Genomic DNA, 19,631 nt, shown 5'->3' on the forward strand with positions numbered 1-19,631 from the left:
CTAATCGCCGCAGCAGCCTCCCGCGGCGGGCAGTGTCCTGGTCTCCCTGGTCTGGGCATTGCGCGCGGCGAGGTCGGCGTCGGCTGGGTAGTCGACGGCGACCAGGCTCAGGCCGTGGGCGGGCGCGACCGTCACCGAGCTGGAGCGCTCGGTCTCGGTCAGCAGGCTCGCGACCCACTCGGGTGTCCGGCGGCCCTCACCGACGGCGAGAATCGCACCGACCAGACTGCGTACCATCGACCAGCAGAAGGCATCGGCGCTGACCGAGGCGTTGAGCAGCTCGCCGTCGCGTTCCCAGTCGAATCGTTGCAGCTCACGCACGGTCGTCGCGCCTTCGCGGCGACGGCAGAAGGCGGCGAAATCGTGCAGGCCGAGCAGTGTCGTGGAGGCGGCGCGCATCGCGTCGAGGTCGAGTCCGGGCTTCGCGGCGACCACGCTGCGGGCGTGCAGCGGTGCGGCGCCATAGCGCGCGGTGGTCAGCCGGTAGACGTAGTGACGGCGGATCGCGGAGAAGCGGGCATCGAAATCCGCCGGCGCGGGGGCGACTTCGGTGATGCGCACGTCCTTGGGCAGGAAACGCGCCATCCGGTACAGCAGCTTGTCGGCGTCGAGTTCGCCGGTGGTGTCGAAGTGCGCGACCTGCCCCTCGGCGTGCACCCCGGCATCGGTGCGCCCGGCGACGGTGAGCTGGATCGGCTCACGGAACACCTTCGACAGCGAGTCCTCCAGCGTGCCCTGCACCGTGCGCAAGCCGGGCTGACGCGCCCAGCCGGTGAAATCGGTGCCGTCGTAGCTGATCCCGAGCCGCACCCGGATCGATTCCCGCTCGGTGTCGTCCATCGCTTCCTCCGCACCTGATGTCACTGGCAAAAGAACGAGCCCGTCACCCACGAAGGGTGACGGGCTCGGCCGAACTCCTGAGAATCAGGCGTCCTTCTTGTCCTCGGCGGCCTCGTCGGCGGCCGGAGCCTCGGCGACAACCTCTTCGGTGGTCTCCTCGGCAGCGGGCGCCTCGGCCTTCTGCGAAGCGGCGACGCGACGGGCCCGGTCGGCCTCGTTGGTCACGGTCTTCTCGCGGACCAGCTCGATGACGGCCATCGGCGCGTTGTCACCCTTGCGCGGCAGCGCCTTGGTGATGCGGGTGTAGCCACCCTCGCGACCCTCGAACGAGGGGCCGATCTCCGCGAACAGCGCGTGCACGATGTCCTTGTTGCGGATGACCTTCATGACCTCGCGACGGTCGGCCAGCGTGCCGCCCTTCGCCTTGGTGATGAGCTTCTCGGCGTAGGGGCGAACCGCCTTGGCCTTCGACTCGGTGGTCGTGATACGACCGTGCTCGAAAAGCGCCGTGGCCAGGTTGGCGAAGATCGCCTTCTGGTGCGACGCCGACCCGCCGAAGCGGGCACCCTTCTTGGGCTTAGGCATTGGATTCTCCTTGGGAAAGATCGTCCGGGGTGCCCCCCGAAGATCTAGAGCTGTTCGGTCTCGGCGTAGTCCTGCTCGCCGCCGTCGGTGTCACTGAAGGTGCCGGAATCGCTCCAGGTGCCGGTGCTCGCGTCGTAACCCACCACGGAGGACGGGTCGAACGAAGCGGGCGAGTCCTTCAGCGAGAGGCCGAGCGCGTGCAGCTTGACCTTGACCTCGTCGATGGACTTCTGGCCGAAGTTGCGGATGTCGAGCAGGTCCGACTCGGTACGGGCGACAAGCTCGCCCACCGTGTGCACACCCTCGCGCTTGAGGCAGTTGTAGGACCGGACGGTGAGGTCCAGGTCCTCGATCGGCAGACCGAAGGAGGCGATGTGATCCGCCTCGGCCGGGCTGGGGCCGATCTCGATGCCCTCGGCTTCGACGTTGAGCTCACGGGCCAGGCCGAAGAGCTCGACCAGGGTCTTACCCGCCGAAGCGAGCGCGTCCCGGGCCGTGATGGAGTTCTTGGTCTCCACGTCGAGGATGAGACGGTCGAAGTCGGTGCGCTGCTCGACACGGGTGGCCTCGACCTTGTAGGTCACCTTGAGCACCGGGGAGTAGATCGAATCCACCGGGATCCGGCCGATTTCCGCACCGGTCGCCTTGTTCTGCACGGCGGGCACGTAACCGCGGCCCCGCTCGACGACGAGCTCGATCTCGAGCTTGCCCTTGTCGTTCAGGGTGGCGATGTGCATGTCCGGGTTGTGCACGACGACGCCGGCGGGCGGCACGATGTCACCAGCGGTGACGGTGCCGGGGCCCTGCTTACGCACGTACATGGTGACCGGCTCGTCCTCTTCGGAGGACACGACCAGACCCTTGAGGTTCAGGATGATGTCGGTGACATCTTCCTTCACGCCGGGAACGGTGGTGAACTCGTGCAGGACACCGTCGATGCGGATGCTCGTGACCGCGGCCCCCGGGATGGAGGACAGCAGGGTACGACGCAGCGAGTTGCCGAGGGTGTAACCGAAGCCCGGCTCGAGGGGTTCGATGGTGAACTTCGAGCGGTTCTCCGCCACAACCTCTTCGGTCAGTGTCGGACGCTGGGAAATCAGCATGAGGATCTACTTCCTGTTCAGGGCGTCCGCTATTTGACGCCTAATCAGTGATTGCGGGTGGCCGCTTGTTGCGGCCACCCACCTAAAGCGCTTACTTCGAGTAGTACTCGACGATGAGCTGTTCCTGCAGCGGCACATCGATCTGCGCGCGCTCGGGCAGCTGGTGCACCAGGATGCGCAGACGGCCGGGGACGACCTGCAGCCAACCCGGGACCGGACGGTCGCCGACGGTCTCACGCGCCACCTGGAACGGCAGGGTCGGCAGCGACTTCTCCTTGACATCGATGATGTCGTACTGGGAGACCTGGTAGCTGGGCACGTTCACCTTGACACCGTTGACGGTGAAGTGACCGTGGCTGACCAGCTGACGAGCCTGGCGACGGGTACGCGCCAGACCGGCGCGGTACACGACGTTGTCCAGACGCGACTCGAGCAGACGGAGCAGGTTGTCGCCGGTCTTACCCTTGAGGCGGTTGGCCTCTTCGTAGTAGCGACGGAACTGCTTCTCCATGACGCCGTAGGAGAAGCGAGCCTTCTGCTTCTCCTGCAGCTGCATCAGGTACTCGGATTCCTTGATCCGCGCGCGGCCGTGCTGGCCGGGCGGGTAAGGACGACGCTCGAACGCCTGGTCGCCTCCGACGAGGTCGACGCGCAGACGACGCGACTTGCGGGTGATGGGGCCTGTATAACGAGCCATTTTTTAGCTGTTTCCTTTCCCGCTAGACGCGACGGCGCTTGGGCGGCCGGCAGCCGTTGTGCGGCTGGGGGGTGACATCGGAGATCGAGCCGACCTCGAGGCCAGCGGCCTGAAGCGAACGGATCGCGGTCTCGCGGCCCGAACCCGGGCCCTTCACGAACACGTCGACCTTCTTGACGCCGTTCTCCTGCGCCTTGCGGGCAGCGTTCTCGGCGGCGAGCTGCGCGGCGAACGGGGTGCTCTTACGCGAACCCTTGAAGCCGACGTGACCCGACGACGCCCACGAGATGACATTGCCCTCGGGGTCGGTGATCGAGACGATCGTGTTGTTGAACGTGCTCTTGATGTGCGCGTGGCCGTGCGGGATGTTCTTCTTATCCCGGCGACGCGACTTCTGAGTCTTCTTCGGGCCAGCGGCCCGGCTCTTCGGAGGCATACGCTATCCCTACTTCTTCTTGCCGGCGACGGTCTTCTTCGGACCCTTGCGCGTACGCGCGTTGGTCTTGGTGCGCTGACCACGAACGGGCAGGCCACGACGGTGGCGGATGCCCTGGTAGCAGCCGATCTCGATCTTGCGGCGAATATCGGCCTGAACCTCGCGGCGCAGGTCACCTTCGACCTTCATGTCAGAGGCTTCGATGTAGTCACGAAGCTTGGTCAGGTCGTCGTCGCTGAGATCCTTCGAGCGCAGGTCCGGGCTGACGCCGGTCTGAGCCAGGATCTCGGTGGCGCGGGTGCGCCCGATTCCGAAAATGTAGGTCAGCGCGATCTCCATGCGCTTTTCGCGCGGGAGATCGACGCCCATCAGACGTGCCATGTGGCAGGTTCCTTAATGGTTGCGGAGGTCTGCTCCCTGTCCGTCCCCCCGTCTTGACAGTGGGGGCACCGGCCTCCGTACCGGTGGTTGGCGCGCACACGTGCGTGCGTGCTGGAGCTGGGAGTTCTTCTTTTCGGTCAGTCCGATCAGACGATCGGTGCCCGGCGGTGCTGCTGGATCAGCCCTGACGCTGCTTGTGGCGCAGGTTGTCGCAGATCACCATGACCCGGCCGTGACGGCGGATCACCTTGCACTTCTCGCAGATCTTCTTGACGCTCGGCTGAACCTTCACGTCCGTCCAATCTTTCCTTGGTCCACAAGGGTCTGTGAACACAGTTTTTCCCCAGCCGACGACTGGGGAAGTCTTGTAGCGCGCTCCGGCCTGGGCCGGAACACCATGCGACGCCGCGTGCCGTCAGGCTCGCGGCGTCAGGCAGGCATCACTTGTAGCGGTAGACAATCCGGCCGCGTGAGAGGTCGTACGGCGACAGCTCGACGACAACGCGGTCTTCCGGAAGGATGCGAATGTAGTGCTGCCGCATCTTTCCGCTGATGTGCGCGAGAACCTTGTGACCGTTCTCGAGCTCGATCCGGAACATCGCATTGGGCAGCGGCTCGACAACTCGACCCTCGACCTCGATGGCCCCGTCTTTCTTCGCCATATCCTCCGCGATCCCGGTTATGCTTCTAACCTGAGTTTGGATTGCCTCGTAGCTGCTCGCTGGCATGCGAACAGTCGGCGCATAGGTGCACCGCCGCTCAAGCTTACCGGGCCGGGTGTCCAGAGGCAAAAATGCCCCGAACCGTACACCCGGAACCGGCGTACCGCCCGCCCAGACCGCCCGCCATGACTCCCGGGTTGTCGCGTAAACTCACCGGCGTCCAGATGTGGGTCGAGCAGATCGGGGGACCCTGGTGAGCGAGGCGCGCCGGTGAGCCGCAACAACGACAGCCTCCCCATGTTGCCGCCGTGGCTGTCGGAGAGCGACGTCACACAGGTCGGTTACGAGGCACCTGTCGAGAACCTGCCCCAGGACGATCTGATCGACGAGGCACCCAAACGCCGCCGCTTCATGGGCCGCGGCGGCAACGACGATGCCAAGAAGGACAAGCGCGGCCGCCGCCGCAGGGGCGAGGACCAGCAGCCCGAGCAGCAGGCACCGCAGGCGCAGCCCGAACGCGCGAATCAGCGCCCCGCCGAGCAGCAGCAGTCCGGCTGGGGTGCCGAGACGGCGAATCCGCCGATCCACGGCGAGCAGCCGAACACCGGGTGGCAGGCCGCCCCGAACCCGCTGACGCCCGACTCACCGTCGGTTGGCCCCGGCACGTCGGCACCCTGGCCGCAGGAGCAGGGCAGGCCGCCGTACAGCGAGAGCGGTCCCGCGGTTTCTCAGTCGCCCATTCCCGGGCCGTCCACCCCAGCGCCGACCCACACGGGCCCGACCGGCGCTCCTTTCACGCACACCGCGCCCCCTCAGCACGGCGGCCCGAACAGCGCGACACCGCACATCGGCCACACCGGCTCACCCGACGGCGCCTACGCCGACCCGACCGCCGCTCCGGCTCCACACGGCGGCCCGAGTAGCGCATCGCCGTATGTCGGCCAGACCGACGGCCCCGCTGCCTACGCCGACCCGCACGCCGCCCAGGGTGGCGACCGCTCGGGCCCGGCCCTGCCGACCCGCACACCCGCGCCGCCATCGAACGGATTCACCCCGCTCGGCCCCGGCCAGCGACAGCTCCCCGACCTCCCCCCTCCCCCACCGCTGCCGGATCCGCCCGCCCGTCCCCGGCCGACGGAAGCCCCGCCGCGCCTGACGGCACCGACCGAGCCGCCGGTCGGCGTCGCGGACCCGCTCGGCCCGACCGCCGCCATCGACTCTCCCGCACCGTCGACCGGTGCTAGTTCGTCGATCGGCGCCGCGGACCCGCTCCTCGGCCCGCTGCCGACCTCTCCCGTCGAGCCGACAGCGCCGTCGACCGGCGTCGGCCCGGCATCCGCGGGCGCGGACCTCTCGACCGGCACGAATGCCCCTGCGACCGGCGCCGGCTCGTCGGCCGGTGCATGGTCGATGCCGGACGAGGCAGCCGCCGAGCTGCGCGATCCCGCCACCGACGCACCCTCGGCGATCCAGCCCGACGCTGAAGCCCGCCCGTCCGAAGGCCGCGCCACCCGGCGGTTGCCGGACCCGGCCGACAGCGCCGCCGTGTCCACCGCCCCGGCTACCGAGACACAACCGCCGACGGACCCGTTGGAGTCCCGCGAACAAGCGGGCGCCAGCGGCCGCCACAGTCTCGATGAGCCCGAGTCCGCAGCACCTGCGGCGACCGGCCCCGCGATCATCGGCGACCAAGACCCCCGCCCGGCCACACCGGACGCCACGCGGACTCCCCCGCGTCTGCCGGAACCGCCTGCGCGCCTGAGCAACCCGTCCACCTCCGACACCGCGGCCCCGTCGAGCACGGCGACGCACATCCCGTCGCCTGCCGATAGCGGCGTGCCCACGAGTGGACCGTCCGCGGACGTGCCGTCACCTGACGGCTCCGCGCCTACCGCCCAGGCTCCGGCCGAGGCGACCACACGTATGGCTCTGCCGACGGATCCCACCGGCGGTACCCGTCCGGATACCGCGAACGCGCCTGACGCGTCTCCGCTGCCGTCCACCGATTCCGGATCTGCTTACACCGCAGGGGGATCCACCGGCCGGGGCTCGCCCTACCGGTCCGGTGAGCCGGTCGCGCCGCCGCAGCAAGCGCCGGGTCCCGACAACTCGCCGTATTTTTCGCAGACGCCGACGTACGATGCGGCGCAATACAACTCGATCCCTGGGGATCCCTCCCCTAGCACCCAGTCCGCCCCGGATGCGCAGACCGAGATGTTCCGGCCCGACGACCCGCGCGTGCAGGCCGCACGGAACCAGGCACCCGGTGGCGATTCCGCGCAGCCGACCTGGCAGGGCACACCCGAGCAGCAGTCGCACTCGCAGCAATCCGGTTACCGCTCGGGCGAATTCGCACTGCCGGGCACTCCGGTTCCGCCGTACCAGCAGGCCCCGGCGCAGTTCCAGCCGGGTGATTCCGCGCAGCAGTTCCACCAGCAGCCGGACGGCTCCGCGACGCCGCTGAACCAGCAGGCCGGGTACCCCCGTCCGGACGGCACACCGCCACAGCACTATTCGCAGCCCGACGGCTCGCCCGCGCCGCCACACCAAAGCCCGGACAGCGCGGCCACGCGGCACTACCAGCAGGCCGATGGCGCTCCCGTCCAGGCGCACCAGCGGCCGGACGGCGCCGCACCGCAACAGTTCCAGTCCGGCGGTTCCCCGCTGTACCAGCCGGATGGTTCCCCTGCGCCGCAGTACCAACCGGACGGTTCCCCCGCGCCGCAGTACCTGCCCGATGGCACGCCCGCGCCACAGTACCAGCGCCCCGACGGCGCCCAGCAGTACCAGCCGGGTGACGTTGCGCCCCAGCAGTTCCAGGGCGGACCCACTGCGCAGCCGTACCAGCAGCAGGCCCCGGGGCAGTACCAGCAGCCCGGCCAGTACCAGCAGCCCGGCTGGGGCACCAACCCACAGCAGGGCTACCAGCCACCGTCACTGGACAACGTGCCCGTCAAGCGCGTCAAGAAGGCCCCGGGCAGTGGCTGGCGTAAAGCGGTGCACCATGTTTCGGGTGGCGCGATCAACCCGGGTATGTCCGCCGAGGAGCGGCGCCTGCAGGAGCTGGTGGCGCGTATCCGTCAGCCCGTGCGCGGTGACTACCGGATCGCGGTGCTCTCGCTCAAGGGTGGTGTCGGCAAGACGACGACCACCACCGGCCTCGGGTCGATCTTCGCCTCGATCCGAGGCGACCGGGTGATCGCGGTCGACGCCAACCCCGACTTCGGCACCCTGTCCCAGCGGGTGGCGCTGCAGACTCGGTCGACCGTGCGCGACCTGCTCCTCGATCCATCGATCGAGCGCTACTCCGATGTCCGCAGGCACACCTCGCAGAGTTCGAGCAGGCTGGAAGTGCTTGCCAGCGAACGGGATCCGGCCGCGTCGGAGTCGTTCAACGACGAGGAGTACCGGGCGGTGGCCCGGATCCTGCAGCGGTTCTACAACATCATCCTCACCGACTGCGGCACCGGCCTGATGCACTCGGCGATGAGCGGCGTGCTCGACCTGGCGCACTCACTGGTGCTGATCTCCTCGGCCGCGATCGACGGCGCGCGCAGTGCGGCGGCGACGCTGGACTGGCTCTCGCTGCACGGGCACGACCACCTGGTCCGCAACGCCGTCGTGGTGATCAACCTGCCGCGCGAGGGTTCCCCGAATGTCGGTGTGCAACAACTGCGTGAGTACTTCCTCTCCCGCTGCCGCGCTGTCCACATCATCCCGTTCGACGAGCACCTGTCCGAGGGCGCCGAGATCGACCTGCACCGCCTGCACAAGACGACCAAGCGGGCGTATGTGGAGCTGGCGGCGACGGTGGCCGACGAGTTCGGCGTCGATCACCACCGCTTCGGCTGAACCAGGCCGCGGTCACCACTCCGGCAGCCTACGGCGACCTGCGATCACATCGCGGACCAGGTCGTCGTAGGCGTCGGCCAGTTCGGCGAGGTGATGCCATGCGCAGTGCAGCATCTCGTCGTTGGCGGGCATGGTCATCAGGGCGTGGTGCGCGCGGACCGAGGACTCGGCCATGCGGTCGATGACCGCGCCGATCGTCTCGGTGTGCAGGGTGGCGCCGAGGCGGTGCTGCGGGACGCCGCGGTGCACCCAGTCGTCGATGGCGAGCACCAGTTCAGCTCGGCGGCAATCGATCTCACGCATCACCACCGGATCGGTGTCGACGAATCCGCCGCGCCCGACGATCCGCTTCTCGTGCAGCACCGCCAGATCGCGCGCGAACCACAGCAGCGGTCCTCCCACCACCCGATGTCCGCGACACGCCCGGACAAGAATGTCGGAGAGGGGAAGCAGACCGGTAGTCGCCGGCGGCCCGGCGGTATCGACACACCGCAATGTGTCGGGGAAAGCCATTACGACCGTAGAACTCTCCGAACCAGCCACGTTGCCTCGCCGTCGTCGCCGCACAGCACCGGATCAGGACGTTCATTACAATAAACCTCGCAAGCTTCCTGTCAAGCATTACTCGGCCGTAGGTAACCCTGACGAGTACACTTCGTTACCTGCACGACCTACCGAGGAGCATGATGGCGGACGGTCCGACCTACCTCCGGATCGCAGACCTCCTCCGCGAGGAGATCCGCGCGGGCATGTGGAAACCGGGCGACCGGCTGCCCAGCCATTCCGAACTGGCCGAGCAGATGCAGGTCTCGATCACCACCTCGCGCAACGCGATCCAGGTGCTCGTCGCTGAAAACCTCGTCTACACAGCTACTTCCCGCGGCACCATCGTGCGAAACCAGGAAGTGCTGGAAAACGTGGTCACCGACCACATTCGCCCTGATCGGCCGCGGTCGGCGCACGACATCTTCGAGGAGATCGCGCGCGCGGCCAACCGCGAACCGGCCAAGGAATTCAGCACCAGGATGGAGCCCGCCGACGATCAGGTCGCGCACTGGCTCGGCGTCCCGGTCGACTCCTGGGTGCTGGCCCGCACCGTGGTGCAGCACCTGGACAACGAACCGTGGTCGTGGGAGGTGAGTTTCTACCCACGCGATCTCGCCGAAGCGGCGAGTATCGACTCACCCCATGACATTCCCGAAGGCACGACCCGTCGCCTCGCCGATCGCGGCTACGGCGAGACCGCCCATCGAGACACCTTGACAGCACGACCGGCCAGCGCCGAGGAGGCGGCCGTGCTCGGCGTCGCCACCGGCACCGTCCTGCTCGACCACCTGCGCATCGGCGCCAACCACGAACGGGTCACCCGGGCGACCCGGCATCGTTGTCTGGCCGGCCGCAACCGGCTGGCCTACCAACTCGGCGACGCGGCGGGCACCGCCGTCATCGCCCGCACCCTCGGCATCGCACCCGGACCTGCCGTCGCATTGCCATGACCGTGCGGATGCGTCCGGCCGCCCTGGGCGACCTACCGCTGATCTGCCGCCTGCGGGTGCAACGCACCGCCTGGCTGACCGCGCGAGGCTCCGACCAGTGGACTGTGGCGGGGCGCGGCCGTCCGATCGAGATCTTCGCCGGCGCTGTCGGCCGGGCGCTGGACGCGGGCGAGACCTGGATCGCCGAGGTCGACGGGGAACCGGCGGGCACTATCACCGTCAACCAGCGTGCCGATCCGGGCCTGTGGTCGCCGTGGGAGCTGGCCGAGGCGGTCATCGTGCATTTCATGATCGTCGACCTGCGTTTCGCGGGTAGGCAGGTCGGCCACCACATGCTCGCCCACGCCACCGAAGTGGCGCTGCACCAGCAGCGTCCATGGGTCCGTCTAGACGCCTGGACGACCAACACCGAACTGCACGACTACTACCGCAGGGCCGGTTTCACCCTGACCCGCATCGCGGGCCCGGCCGCCACCGGACCCTCCCGCGCGCTGTTCGAGCGCCGCACGAGCCGGTGCCCACCGCACCAGGGCCGGGTCACCAGCGTCGTGCGGCCGGTCTCGGCGGCCTCGGTGCTGGATTGACCTACAACTGCGGCAGATCGGCGATGTGGACGAGCTCGATGCCCTGGCTGCGGGAAACCAGGGTGCCACGGCCGGGCGGCATCTTGCTCGGGCGCACGTCGCCGATCAGCTTTCCCTCGTCGCGGGAACCGCTCATGATCAGCGTCTGCACCGACAGGTTCTTCATCGCGCCGAGCACCGGGTCGTAGAGCGCGCGCGACGCACCGCCGATGCGGCGGGTGACGACCAGGTGCAGGCCGATGTCGCGAGCCTGCGGCAGGTACTCCAGCAGCGGGGCGAACGGGTTGCTCGAGCCGGTGACCACCATGTCGTAGTCGTCGACGACGACATAGATCTCCGGGCCCGACCACCAGCTGCGTTCCCGCAACTGCTGCTGGGTGATGTCGGAGCCGGGGATCCGCTTGGCCAGGTATGCCGCGACCTCCTGGATCATCGGCCCGCACGTCTGCGACGAGGTCGAGTATCCGGCCAGCTGATCGCCCTCGAGCACACCGAGCATGGTGCGCCGGTAGTCGATCAGGATGACGCGCGCCTCGGACGCGTTGGACTGTTCGGCGATGCTCATCACGATATTGCGCAGCAGGGTGGTCTTGCCGCATTCCACGTCGGCGAAGGCCATGAAGTGCGGCTCGACGCCGAAATCCAGTACCAGCGGCTGCAATTCGGACTCGCCGAGTCCGACGACGACCTTGGTCCGATCGAGCGTGACACCCTGTTGCCGCGCCGTGGCGACGACCTGGTCGCGCGGGAAGCTCAGCGGCAGCATGCGCACCTCGGGCGCGCGCCTGCCGTGGTAGAGCGCGACGAGCTCTTCCCTGGCTCGGGTGACGCCGTCGGCGATGGTGGCCGGATCCGAGTCGGAATCCAACCGCGGCAACGCGATCAGCATGTGCAGTTGCTCGGCCGTCAGACCGCGGCCGGGCCTGCCGACCGGAACCTGGTGCGCGGTCCTGCGATTCATCTCCGAATCGCCGGGATCGCCGAGGCGCAGCTCGAGCCTGGTACCGATCTGATCCTTGACCACGGGCCGGATCTCGGCCCAGCGGGAGGCGCCGATCATCAGGTGGACGCCGAACGAGAGACCCTGGGTGGCAATGGCGTTGATCAGCGGCTCGAGCATGTCGAACTCCTCGCGGATGGCGCCCCAGCCGTCGATCACGAGGAACACGTCGCCGAACTGGTCGGCGGCGAGCAGGTCACCGGGCGCCGCGGTGGTGCCGTTGATCTGGCGAGCCTCCAGCGCGGAGAACTTGCGCCTGCGGAACTCGGCCATCGATTCGATACCGAGCTCGGCGAATCGCTCCTCACGCTGGCGCATCAGGCTGGTGAGTTCGGCGATCGTGCGCCGCACCCGGTCGCCGTCGAGCCGACCGGCCACCGAGCCGACGTGCGGAATACCGACCAGACCGGCCATGCTGCCGCCACCGAAGTCCAGGCAGTAGAACTGGACCTGTTCGGGGGTGTGCGTGGCGGCCGCGGCCAGGATGATCGTGCGCAGCGTCGTGGATTTACCCGACTGCGGACCGCCGACCACGGCGACATTGCCTTGCGCGCCAGCGAGATTGATGGTGAGCACGTCGCGGCGCTGCTCGTAGGGCTTGTCGATGACACCGATCGGCATCCACAGCTGACCGTGCCGGTTCACCGGCGAACGCCAGTCCGGGTCGGGCAGCAGCATGTCGGCGGTCGGCGACTCCTCCAGCGGCGGCAGCCACACCTCATGGGCGGGCCTGCCGTGCCCGGTCAGTCGTTTGACGACCACGTCGAGCAGCGAATCCGGAATGCCCTCCTCGCTGGCCGGGCCGCTCGGCGGTGGCGGCGGCAGCTCCGGCCGGCCGCGCAGAATCGGGTCCTCCTCAGCCTGGTCGGGCTCGGCCTCGGTGACCTCGACCGGCGCCGCGGTGAACACCACGGGTCGCTGGCCGCCCACCGGCGCGCCGTCGTCGTCGACGACCGTGCCGACCGGCGCCACATACGAACCGGAGACATAGCTGGCGTTGAACCGGAGCGGTTCGGACGCATCGCTTTTCAGGTAGCCCGCACCCGGCACGCTGGGCAGATGGTAGGCATCGGTGATGCCGAGGACAGCGCGGGATTCGTTGGCCGAGAAGGTTCGCAAACCGATCCGGTAGGACAGGTGCGACTCCAGGCCGCGCAGCTTGTTCTCCTCCAGCCGCTGCGAGGCCAGCAGCAGGTGCACGTGCAACGAGCGGCCCAGGCGGCCGATCATCACGAACAACTCGGCGAAATCCGGCTTCTGCGAGAGCAATTCGGAGAACTCGTCGACGATGACGAACAACGCGGGCAGCGGATCGAGCGGAACGCCTGCCGCCCTTGCCTTCTCGTAGTCGGTGACGTTGGCGTAGTTGCCCGCCGAGCGCAACAGCTCCTGGCGGCGGTTCATCTCACCGGCCAGCGCGTCCTTCATGCGGTCGACCAGCGAGAGCTCGTCTTCGAGGTTGGTGATGGTCGCCGCGACGTGCGGCAGGGAGTCGAGACCGAGGAAGGTCGCGCCACCCTTGAAGTCGACGAGGACCAGGTTCAGCGCGTCCGGCGAGTGCGTGGTGACCAGCGAAAGCACCAGGGTGCGCAGGAATTCCGACTTACCGGAACCGGTCGCGCCGATGCACAGGCCGTGCGGGCCCATGCCGTTCTCGGCCGACTCCTTGATATCGATCTCGACCGGCGTTCCGTCGGGGGTGATGCCGATCGGCACGCGCAGCCGCTCGCGCGCGGTGCGCGGGCGCCACACCCTGGCCGGGTCGATCTGGGCCGCGTCGGGAATGCGCAGCAGGGCCATCAGGCCGGGGTCGCTGGTGGTGCCCTCGCCCAGGCTGACGATCTGCGCGGCCGTCGCGAGCCGATAGCGGGCCAGCCCGCGCGCGAAGGCCTCCGCCTCGGCCACGCTGACCTCGTCGGCGGTGGCGAACCGTTCCACGCCGGCGGCGCTGCGCGCGGACACCGCGCCGTCGGCGACCACCAGTTGCAGGCCGCGGCGCGCCGCGAGGCCGTTCTCCGGGGCGGTCAGGTCGAGCACGGTCACCGAGTCGAGGCCGGATTCGCTGATGATGCGTTCGTTGCCGCTGATGTAGCCGTCGTCGATCACCACGACGAGGTGCAGCCTGCCCTGGGTCGGCTGCGGGTTGCGCATGAACCGGCCGCGTTCCATCAGCTCGGCCTGCAGCGCCGACTCAAGCTCGCCGAGCGAAGTGTACATCATCCGCGCCGAGCCGAGTCCGTCGCGCACCGACGGATGCTGCACGTGCGGAAGCCATTTCGCCCAGGCCCAGTTCGTGTCGGGATCGGCGCAGACGATGGCGACGACGAGATTGTCGGGGCCGTGGAAGGTGGTCAGCTCCATCAGCATGGCCCGCACGAGTTCGCGACCCTCGTCGAGGTCACCGCCGATATTGATCGCGGGAAACGCGCGCAGCGAGACCGCGGTCGGCAACTCGTGCACCACCGAATGCGTGCGCACGAAGCGGCGCAGCGCCACGGTCGAGACCGGCTCCAGATCCTCGAGTGGGCCGGTTTCGGGCCGGGCCAGCTTGGTTGCCAGGCGGTGGCTGCCGACGCCGACCCGCACATGCCCGAAGTCGGGGTCGTTGGGGCGACGCTCCCACATGCGCCTGCTGCCGATCAGCGAGTGCAGGTCGGCGGGTTCGGGATGGCTCCAGCCGAGGGTCTCGAGCTGTTTGATGCCGGTGCCGCGCACGTCCTTGCGCACCTGGTCGAGATACCGGAAGTAGTCCTTGCGTTCCTCGTTGAGCTCGACGGCGCGCTTGGGGCCGCCGCCGCGCATGCCCGCCATCATGCCGACCATCGACATGAGCATCATCATCGGGAACATCATCATCATCGGATTGGCCAGCAGATTGCGGCCCATCGAGACCATCATCGCGATCATGCCGACCACCGCGACCACCATGATGACGGGCATCAGCTTCATCATCAGCGGTGACGGAATGGCACGCTGGATCTCCGGCGGCGGGGTGAGCGCGACTTCACCGCCCGGTGCGCGCGGCGGCGCGATCCGGGGGCGACGGACGAAACCTTCGGTTGCCATCGATCCCTCTACTACTCGAATTCCTGGTTCAGGTCGGCACCGCGCCTGCGGAACGGAAAACCGAACGCGGCGCCGATTCCCAAGGCGGCCAACAGGGTCAGCGATCCGGCGATCGCGACCTGACGCGGACGGGGATCCGGTTCCGGCGCCTCGTACGGCGCGGCGATCGGATGGCCGACATCGGCGCCCTTGCTCGGCGGTTCGTCGGACAACGGCGCGGTGAGCGCGGCCAACGGGTCGATCAGACCGGCGCCGATGGCGTCGTCACGTCCCCGGCCCGGCGCGTGCGCGGTGCGGGTGATCCGGTCGATCACCTGCTGCGCGGTCAGTTCCGGATAGCGCGACCGGATCAGCGCGGCCAAGCCGGCGACATACGGTGCGGCGAAACTGGTTCCGTCGACCGGCTGCACGCCGTCCATCGTCTGCACGCCGTCGACCAGTCCGGTGCCGCCGGGCTTGCTGTCCAGCGACACGATATTGCGGCCGATCGCGGCCGCCCCGACCCACGGCCCGCGCAGCGACAGCGCCGAGGGTTTGCCGTCGGCGTCGACCGAGCCGACCGAGAGCACGTACGGGGTGAACCACGCCGGCGACGGGACGGTGGTCACCGAACTCCACCCGCTGCCCTCGTTCTGGTTCTGGCACGGCCCGCCCTGCTCCACATTGCCCGCCGCCGCGACGACCACCACATTGCGGTCGTAGGCGTACTTCACGGCGGCGCCGAGCGATCCGTCGGCGGTATTGGAACCGGCCGCGGTGCAGGCGACTTCGGAGATGTTGATCACGGTCGCGCCCATGTCGACCGCGCGCACGACCGCACCGGCGAGCGTCAGCACACTGCCGTAGCCGTCGGCGCGCAGCACGCCGTCCTCCTTGACCGAACCCTGCCGGTCCTTGCGGTCGTAGGCGAGGCTGAGCTGACGGATGGCCAGGATCTCCGCCTCGGGGGCGACGCCGACGAACGCGTCGTCGGGCGATGGCCGGGCGGCGATGATGCCTGCCACCAGGGTGCCGTGCCCGTCGCAGTCGACGGTGCCGTCGGTATCGCTGACGTAATCGCCCCCGGCCTGCAGCGCGGGCAGGCGCGGATGCCGGTTGACGCCGGTATCGATCACCGCCACCTTCTGCCCGGCACCGCGGCTGAACTGCCAGGCCGAGGGCAGATCGAGGACCCGTTGCGCCATCGGCGGCTCGCTGGGCGGGCTGCCGCGCAGCACCGGTTCGGCACAGAGTTCGCGCTGTTCGGTCGGCTCGAGCGGAGCAGGCCTACCGCTCAGCGCGAGCGCGGCGTCGAGCGCGCCGGGATCGATGCGCGGCGGGGCGATGGCCCCGGCCGGCGCCGGGAATCCGGCGGCCGCGCCGAGCACGGCCGCCGCGCAGGTCAGCCGGAGCAGCGCGCGTCGCATGGGTGCGCGGGTCATATGTTGCGGGCGGTCGAGTACACATCCATGACCCACAGCGCGAGCGGGACCATCGTGATGATCAGCAGGTACTCGAAGATCTCGATCATCCGCCTGGTCACCGGGGTCACCTCGACGTGCGGGCCGATGACGCCGAACCCGATGACACCACCCGCCGCCACCAACAGCAGTGCCACCGCGACGAATTCGAGCGCGTCGTGGCCCAGGCCCAAGCCGGACAGCAGCGCCAGCACGGTGAGCGCACCCGCGGTGATCAGCGTGGCCGCCTGCACCAGATCGGCGTAGGAGCGGCCGCGCAGGCACAGCACGATGGCCGTGACCGCGGCGAGGGCGACACCACCGGAGTGGAACGGGCCGAACGGGTCGGCCGCCCCGACGGCGCCGATCAGCGCGGCCAGTGCGCAGGCGACGACGAGACCGGTCTGGATCTGGTTGGCGATCCGAGCCCGTTCACCGAGCCCGGCCGCCGACGGCAGCGCGATCGCGCCGACCGCGCCGACACCCTCGATGGTCGGGCGCTGTTCGTGGTCGGTGGGGTCGATCGCCCCGCCCGCGGTCGGCACCGGTGGAATCGGCAGCCAGGCCGTCACCGCGGCCACGCGCGGCACCGACGACAGCAGGATCACCGCGGCGACGAGCACCCCGGCGAACAGCTTGGCCAGACCTGGATGCCAGATCAGGTAGATCGTCCCGGACACCGCGCCGAACACGCTGAGGGTGATCGCGGCGGCGAACAATCCGGCCCCGATCCCGGTGACCCGATACCCGAGCACCGCGGCGACCAGCAGCACCACACTGCCGAGCAACAGATTTCCCGCACCGAGCTGACCCGGCACCACCAGCGCGCCGCCGCCGAACATCAGCAGCAGCGCGTCCAGCGAAAGCCAGTTCGCGGTAATCGGATCCGTGAATTTGCGGACGGCGATCCCGGCCGCGGCCGACGCCGCGATGCCGGTGCCGAGCAGTGCGAACGCCGGGATCAGCGGATCGCTGTCGGCGCGGGAGACGGCCAGCAGCGCGAGCGCGGCGATGATCGAGACGGTCGCGAGGACCAGCCCGGTCCAGCGCGCCGCCGAGCCGGACCACCCGCGGAACTCGCCTGCGGTGAGCCGGGATACGGCGTCGATCACGTCGTCGAACAGCGCGGGCGACTCCTTGCGGGTCACCGGGCTCAAGACCAGCAGCTCGCCGTCGTAGACCTCGGCCTCGGTGAGGGTGCGGCTGGGCGCGAGCGGGTCCTGCCCGAGCCGGGCCAGGGTCCAGTGCTGGGCACGGACCGGGGCCGAGTCCTCGTCGCCCGCGGGCAGCTGCGGATCCCGAGATCGGATCAGCGCCACCAGATCACCGATGAATCCGGCGATCGGGACCGTGGCGGGCAGGCCGATGTCGAGCTGCGTATCACCCCCGATCACTGAAACTCGGCATAGTTCGGGCTCATTGCCTAACAACGTCGACACCAGTGATGAACTCTCAGTCGTAGCTGACTACTTCCGTTGCGACCACACGGCAGCGTTACCTAATCTAACGGACAGGGCAAACCGGCGCGATCGAAGTGCTTCCGCCGGATTGAACACCAGCTGTCCACCAGACGAAGATTTCGGGGTCCGACACCACATGCCAGATATTCGCCAGGCTCAGCGCGCCTTCGACGCGGGCGTCCTCTCGCTCGGTCTGTCCATCGACGGTCAGGAGTCCGCGCGGGACGACGAGTACGCGAAGCTGGCCTTCCAGCGCGCGACGGAATGGGATTCGTCGATGTGTGACGCGTGGCTGGGCCGCGCGGCGGCAGGCGAGGTGACCAAGGAGGTGCTGTTCAATCTGCACCGCACCAGCCTCGATTCGCTCGGCCGGGAGCAGCGCAGGCTCGGCCTGGCGCCGCGGGCCATGGCGGGGCGCTTCCTGCCCGGGCTCTACATCGACTACCCACTGGCCGGGCTCACCGAGATCTGGCTGGCGTGGGCCGCGCAGCTGATCGCAGACAAGGACTACGACCAGGCCGAGCAGGTGCTCGACGAGCTGACCAAGCTGCGCGCGGGGCGCCTCGACGATCCGGACAAGGCGATCGACGATCGGATCAGCGCCTACATCCGCGGCATCCTGCACTACAACACCCAGCGCTGGCCCGATGTGATGACCGTGCTCGCCGGTTCGGCGGACTGGAAGGACCCGTACCTGGCCACCGGCGCGAATGTGATGGTCGGCACCGCCTGCGCGCAGCTCGGGCTGTTCGGTGAGGCGATCCGGCGGATGGAACAGGCTGAGGCGGGCCCGATTCCGTCGGCCAAGTTCACCGCCATGTACAACCGCGGCCTGTGCCTGCGCGAGTCGGGCAACGAGGCCGAGGCGCAGAAGCTGTTCGAGCAGGTCTACTCGCAGCTGCCCGACTTCACCGCCAATACGACGGCGATGCGCGACCGCACCTTCCGGATCGTGATCACCAGCCGCGAGGTGATCGACGCGCGCACCGACAAGTGGGATCCCACCTCGGCGCCGTCACTGGCCGCGATGGACGAGGCCGCCGCCGAGGACCGCGCCAAGACCGTGCTCGCCGAGGCGCGCGCGCAGCTCGACAAGCAGGTCGGTCTGGCGTCGGTGAAGAACCAGGTGGCCAAGCTGCAGTCCTCGGCGCAGCTGGCCAAGATCCGCGCGGGCAAGGGCCTGTCGAGCCAGTCGCGCGGCCAGCACCTGGCCTTCACGGGTCCGCCCGGTACCGGTAAGACCACCATCGCGCGCGTGGTCGCCAAGATCTACTGCGGTGTCGGGCTGTTGAAGACCGACAAGGTGATCGAGGCCAAGCGTGTCGACTTCGTGAGCCAGAACCTCGGTGGCACCGCGATCAAGTCCGAGAAGCTGATCGACAGCGCCATGGACGGCGTGCTGTTCATCGACGAGGCGTACACGCTGATCCAGACCGGTCTCTCCGGCGGTGACGCGTTCGGCCGCGAGGCGGTGGACACTCTGCTGGCCCGCATGGAGAACGACCGCGACCGGCTGGTGGTGATCATCGCGGGCTACGACGGCGAGATCGACCGGTTGCTCGCCGCCAACGACGGTCTGGCGTCCCGCTTCGCCAAGCGTCTGCAGTTCCCGTCCTACACCGCGGAGGAGCTCGGCCGAATCGGTGAGATCGTCGCGGGTGGACGGGATTCGCAGCTGGCACCGGAGGCGCTGTCGACCCTGATCGAGACCTGCGGGCACCTCTACAACATGGAGAGCACCGATCAGAGCGGGCAGCCGCGCCGCGGTGTCGACCTGGCCGGTAACGGCCGGTTCATCCGCAATGTGATCGAGGCGGCCGAGGAGGAACGCGAGTTCCGGCTGGCCAACACCGAGGGGATCGACCTGGCCGAGGTCGACGACGATGTGCTCATGCGCATCGAGGAGCCGGACATGCGCACCGCGCTCACCAGCATCGTCGCCACCCTCAATGTGGGTCAGCTGCCGAACCTGTCCTGATCTCCGACGCAGGGGGGGGGGGGGGCGCGAGAGAGCTCGGGCGCGCCCCGGA

General features: G+C 68.7%; 16 protein-coding genes. 4 read left to right on the forward strand and 12 right to left on the reverse strand.

The annotated features are described in order from the left end of the window. The 8 genes from truA to infA form a co-directional block, all read right to left on the reverse strand. Complete coding sequence (gene truA, locus ACFWPJ_RS00485; RefSeq protein ID WP_378845526.1) at nucleotides 1-840, reverse strand: tRNA pseudouridine(38-40) synthase TruA; 840 nt, start codon at nucleotides 838-840, stop codon at nucleotides 1-3. 84 nt (nucleotides 841-924) lie between these two features. Beyond that, complete coding sequence (rplQ, locus tag ACFWPJ_RS00490) at nucleotides 925-1,425, reverse strand: 50S ribosomal protein L17 (RefSeq protein ID WP_378845528.1); 501 nt, start codon at nucleotides 1,423-1,425, stop codon at nucleotides 925-927. A 44-nt stretch (nucleotides 1,426-1,469) separates the two neighbouring features. After that, a complete protein-coding gene (locus tag ACFWPJ_RS00495) occupies nucleotides 1,470-2,528 on the reverse strand; it encodes a DNA-directed RNA polymerase subunit alpha (RefSeq protein WP_022567324.1) in 1,059 nt (352 codons plus the stop codon). 91 nt (nucleotides 2,529-2,619) lie between these two features. Continuing rightward, nucleotides 2,620-3,225, reverse strand: a complete 606-nt coding sequence (gene rpsD, locus ACFWPJ_RS00500) for a 30S ribosomal protein S4 (RefSeq protein ID WP_378845530.1) — start codon at nucleotides 3,223-3,225, stop codon at nucleotides 2,620-2,622. 22 nt (nucleotides 3,226-3,247) lie between these two features. Beyond that, nucleotides 3,248-3,661, reverse strand: a complete 414-nt coding sequence (rpsK, locus tag ACFWPJ_RS00505) for a 30S ribosomal protein S11 (RefSeq protein WP_019045110.1) — start codon at nucleotides 3,659-3,661, stop codon at nucleotides 3,248-3,250. Between the two features lie 9 nt (nucleotides 3,662-3,670). Further along, nucleotides 3,671-4,042: a 30S ribosomal protein S13 gene (rpsM, locus tag ACFWPJ_RS00510; RefSeq protein ID WP_355271363.1), complete on the reverse strand. Its 372-nt coding sequence runs from the start codon at nucleotides 4,040-4,042 to the stop codon at nucleotides 3,671-3,673. 178 nt (nucleotides 4,043-4,220) lie between these two features. After that, nucleotides 4,221-4,334 (reverse strand): 50S ribosomal protein L36, encoded by a 114-nt coding sequence (rpmJ, locus tag ACFWPJ_RS00515; protein WP_011207363.1) that lies wholly within the window; start codon nucleotides 4,332-4,334, stop codon nucleotides 4,221-4,223. A 148-nt stretch (nucleotides 4,335-4,482) separates the two neighbouring features. After that, nucleotides 4,483-4,704: a translation initiation factor IF-1 gene (gene infA / locus ACFWPJ_RS00520; protein WP_003418601.1), complete on the reverse strand. Its 222-nt coding sequence runs from the start codon at nucleotides 4,702-4,704 to the stop codon at nucleotides 4,483-4,485. A 270-nt stretch (nucleotides 4,705-4,974) separates the two neighbouring features. Between infA and ACFWPJ_RS00525 the strand changes: the two genes are divergently transcribed. Then, nucleotides 4,975-8,556, forward strand: coding sequence for an AAA family ATPase (locus tag ACFWPJ_RS00525; protein WP_378845532.1), 3,582 nt, complete (start codon nucleotides 4,975-4,977; stop codon nucleotides 8,554-8,556). A 12-nt stretch (nucleotides 8,557-8,568) separates the two neighbouring features. Here ACFWPJ_RS00525 and ACFWPJ_RS00530 read toward each other — a convergent pair whose 3' ends face one another. Beyond that, on the reverse strand, nucleotides 8,569-8,958 hold the full coding sequence (locus tag ACFWPJ_RS00530) for a DUF4254 domain-containing protein (protein WP_378845533.1): 390 nt from the start codon (nucleotides 8,956-8,958) through the stop codon (nucleotides 8,569-8,571). Nucleotides 8,959-9,242: 284 nt separating this feature from the next. Here ACFWPJ_RS00530 and ACFWPJ_RS00535 point away from each other — a divergent pair, with 284 nt between their 5' ends. Both ACFWPJ_RS00535 and ACFWPJ_RS00540 read left to right on the forward strand, forming a co-directional pair. After that, complete coding sequence (locus tag ACFWPJ_RS00535; RefSeq protein WP_378845535.1) at nucleotides 9,243-10,052, forward strand: GntR family transcriptional regulator; 810 nt, start codon at nucleotides 9,243-9,245, stop codon at nucleotides 10,050-10,052. Continuing rightward, a complete protein-coding gene (locus ACFWPJ_RS00540) occupies nucleotides 10,049-10,636 on the forward strand; it encodes a GNAT family N-acetyltransferase (protein ID WP_378845537.1) in 588 nt (195 codons plus the stop codon). The genes ACFWPJ_RS00535 and ACFWPJ_RS00540 overlap by 4 nt, the downstream gene beginning before the upstream one ends. A 1-nt stretch (nucleotide 10,637) precedes the next feature. Here ACFWPJ_RS00540 and eccCa read toward each other — a convergent pair whose 3' ends face one another. Genes eccCa through eccD form a run of 3 tightly spaced genes read right to left on the reverse strand, consistent with a single transcriptional unit; the run spans nucleotide 10,638 to nucleotide 17,580 of the window. Beyond that, on the reverse strand, nucleotides 10,638-14,702 hold the full coding sequence (gene eccCa / locus ACFWPJ_RS00545) for a type VII secretion protein EccCa (protein WP_378845539.1): 4,065 nt from the start codon (nucleotides 14,700-14,702) through the stop codon (nucleotides 10,638-10,640). An 11-nt stretch (nucleotides 14,703-14,713) separates the two neighbouring features. Then, entirely contained in the window at nucleotides 14,714-16,108 is a 1,395-nt protein-coding gene (gene mycP / locus ACFWPJ_RS00550) for a type VII secretion-associated serine protease mycosin (RefSeq protein WP_378845541.1), read from the reverse strand. An 11-nt stretch (nucleotides 16,109-16,119) separates the two neighbouring features. Further along, nucleotides 16,120-17,580 (reverse strand): type VII secretion integral membrane protein EccD, encoded by a 1,461-nt coding sequence (eccD, locus tag ACFWPJ_RS00555; protein WP_378845543.1) that lies wholly within the window; start codon nucleotides 17,578-17,580, stop codon nucleotides 16,120-16,122. A gap of 157 nt (nucleotides 17,581-17,737) precedes the next feature. On the opposite strand from eccD, the gene eccA reads away from it, so the two are divergent. Further along, a complete protein-coding gene (gene eccA / locus ACFWPJ_RS00560) occupies nucleotides 17,738-19,579 on the forward strand; it encodes a type VII secretion AAA-ATPase EccA (RefSeq protein ID WP_378845544.1) in 1,842 nt (613 codons plus the stop codon). Nucleotides 19,580-19,631: the final 52 nt, after the last annotated feature.

Origin of the sequence: Nocardia sp. NPDC058497 (assembly GCF_042720195.1) — a bacterium.
GTDB lineage: Bacteria > Actinomycetota > Actinomycetes > Mycobacteriales > Mycobacteriaceae > Nocardia.